The 3,195-nt window shown below is 34.8% G+C and carries 1 protein-coding gene; it reads left to right on the top strand.

Translation table 11 applies throughout. From position 1 onward, the window contains the following. Window positions 1-240 precede the first annotated feature (240 nt). Complete coding sequence (locus AC1D69_RS24950; RefSeq protein WP_495458810.1) at window positions 241-684, top strand: hypothetical protein; 444 nt, start codon at window positions 241-243, stop codon at window positions 682-684. The last annotated feature ends 2,511 nt before the right edge of the window (window positions 685-3,195 follow it).

Raw genomic sequence — 3,195 nt, 5'->3', positions numbered from 1 at the left:
CGCCCTTGATCGCCTAGAAGGATTTCTGAGGAGATTATTCAGGCGATACATTCAACCAGCTAAGTCTGACGACCCGTTCCCTTTGGTCACTTAAGCTGCTTGAACGTCAGGAATGCCAAACGTTACCTGAAATATCTGAGATAAGAATATTAAGGGCAATACAAAATTAATGACAGTGAAAATTCAGAAGAAAATGCTTGGCTGCGAAGTAAGATTACTTACAAAATGGGGAGGTTGATCATGAAGATAAAGAATAATGCTTTAATAGTAGTCGTTTTATCAATTGTGGCTGTCATTGGAGGTTTAGTTCTAAATTTTCAAGAGTTCCTAATGGGAAGCACGGCAAACGTAAAAAATTTGATTGTCACTTTTATATACATAGTTATTTGGATTCTTGTTTTAGTATTCGGTTCCAAAAGCAAGAGTCGTATAATAATGATGTATTGTTTTACATTTTGGTTCGCAACGTTTCTGGTCTCTATGTTAACTATATATATAAATGCAACAGAAGCTACTTTTAATTGGGCAATACCATTTGTCATTGTTCTCTTAGGGCAGTGGTATGGAGTTAATTTTTTCGTTGATGATTTTCAGACTGCATCAATCATAATAGCTTCAATTTCTTTTGGAATATCTACGGCTATTATACTCTTGCTAAGACGCATAAAATGGATTGTTAGATAAATAAAAAAAAGTGAATATTTGAACCCACCATAGAGGCATTTCGAAGAAGTATAAAGAAGAATAGATCTAAGTCACATGAGATTAATGACATGGATTATTAAATTCGAATTTGACGGAAAATTCAGAGGAGTCAGATACATCAGGTAACACCACATTCCTACTTCGGGCATTCGCCCTTGATCGCCAAGAAGGATTTTCAAGGAGATTATTCAGGCGACACATTCAACCAGCTAAGTCTGACGACCCGTTCCCTTCGGTCACTTAAGCTGCTTGAACGTCAGGAATGCCAAACGTTATACGCAACCCCTTTGAGAATTGTTAAACTGAAATGACCAATAAACCTTCAATAACGGTGAAACGATTAATTATATAAATTATTACTGATGGGTAGACATATAAGGCATAAATCAATTTAAAGGATATGTTTGCATTTACGAAGAAGTAGTTGAAATCTTAGGACAAATGGATAGTAGAGAGGTAACTTTCCTATGCGGAAACGGACTGATAGATCCGAGAGACACAAACATATAAAGACATATTAAATACATAGGCTATGTTAATACTCATTGTTGATGGACATTCGTTCTATAATAGTGTTAAGAATGCTTGTTCGAAGTTAATAAAACGTATAGAAATATCACAGAAATCTTTAGAGGAAGTTTCAGGGAGGATGGTGTATTTATGAATCATTTTAAATATTTTCTTTTTCAATTTGGACAATACAGTGTAATCATCAGTTTATTTGTTTTTCTTAGTAAATATATTGGTAAGCCATTTACTTATATTGACGTACTAACGGGTGTATTATTTCTTGCAATCGTTGTTATTCTAGATACATTTACAAGTAAGTTCAGAGCTAACTTACTTCCTATTCAATTCATGCATAGATTTTCTCTTTCTTTAATTTCCTTTATTTTGGTATTTATATGTATAGGGTTTGTAATAGGAGAAATACAAGTGAAGATTTAATTAGCTTGAGTAAATTAATCTTATTTAACATAAGGAGGCTCTTTAAAGATTTACTCACCAAAATAAACGAAATAGAGTCGATCCTACAGCTTAGTAGAGCCAACTCAATTTTTATTTTCCGACTAAATCAACATTAAAATTAACCTAGCCAGTACATAAACAAACAAGACAGCTATGTGAGTGTTATCGAAGAAGAAGGGGCAGCGTATAACAATGTTTTTCAGCATCGTCGCTGACGCTCCTTGGTCGCCAAGAGGAATTTCGTGGAAGTGGAATCAGGCGACACATCCAACCAGCTAAGTGGCGAAGCCACCCGGACCTGCGGTCCTTAAGCTGTTTGGACGTCAGAAATACGCAACGTTATGTGAAATACCTAAAAGGTAAATGATAGTGCAAAAAAATCAAAAGCAATTAAAATCGGAAGGGAGAAATGAATAATATGAACTTTGTATGGATATCAATGTTGTGGCCTTTTATTAACGTTGCACTTCTTGCATTGATAATATTTTGGATTTATAAACTGGTAAAGCGTAAATCCAAGAACTATTCAGACACAAGAGAATCCTTAAGAAGAATAGAAAAAGATTTGGAATCGATTAATAAAGATAAAAAGTGAATTTAAAATGAAAACAAAAATGAACAAGAAGAAATGAAAATATCAAACGCAGAACGGATAGTATTTCAAGGATGTTATGTACTTCACATAACAAAGCATTTCTACGTCGTCGCTGACGCTCCTTGGTCGCCAAGAGGTATTTCGGAGAAGTGGAATCAGGCGACACATCCAACCGGCTAAGTGGCAAAGCCACCCGGACCTACGGTCCTTAAGCCGTTTGGACGTCAGAAATGCGCAACGTTATAAGAAATCCCCGAAAAGTGGACAAAAAGCGATAAGTTCAGAACCACTGAAAGGAGATTCTAGTGATTAAAGCAAACAAAAGAATTATCATTTTTTTATTAATCATTGTGGTTATATTTATGTTTTGGAATTCTTTTCGATCTTCAACTTATGAAGTAGTTACCGTTCAGAAGGTTAGTGAAAATGAAATGACAATAATAAATCAAAGTAATCGAGTAAGAACTATAAGAATTCCAATTGATATTACAAAATTAGTTGAAGAAAATAACGAATACACAATATTTTATGATAAAAGAATTTTTGATAAATATAGACTAAGATCAATATCTTCGTGATCAATGGAAGAACTTAATGTATTGTACATGAAATGAGACAAGGATCAGAAAAGCAGTCTAGTAATACCTTCGAAGTCGGGGACATCTTATAACAAAGCATCTGCGCTTCGGGGCATTCGCCCCTTGGTTGTCAGGTGAGTAATCATGGAAGTAATCTCAGACAACACATGACCCGGCCTAAGATAAGAGCTATCTAAGGCCAGGTCACGTCGCAGATGCGCATACGTTATGTGAAATACCTAAAAGGTAAATGATAGTGCAAAAAAATCAAAAGCAATTAAAATCGGAAGGGAGAAATGAATAATATGAACTTTGTATGGATATCAATGTTGTGGCCTTTTATTAACG

The sequence above is a fragment of the Paenibacillus sp. Y301 genome, assembly GCF_059445505.1.
Note: the sequence above shows the minus strand (reverse complement) of the source record. Positions and strands in the feature narration are given on the sequence as shown.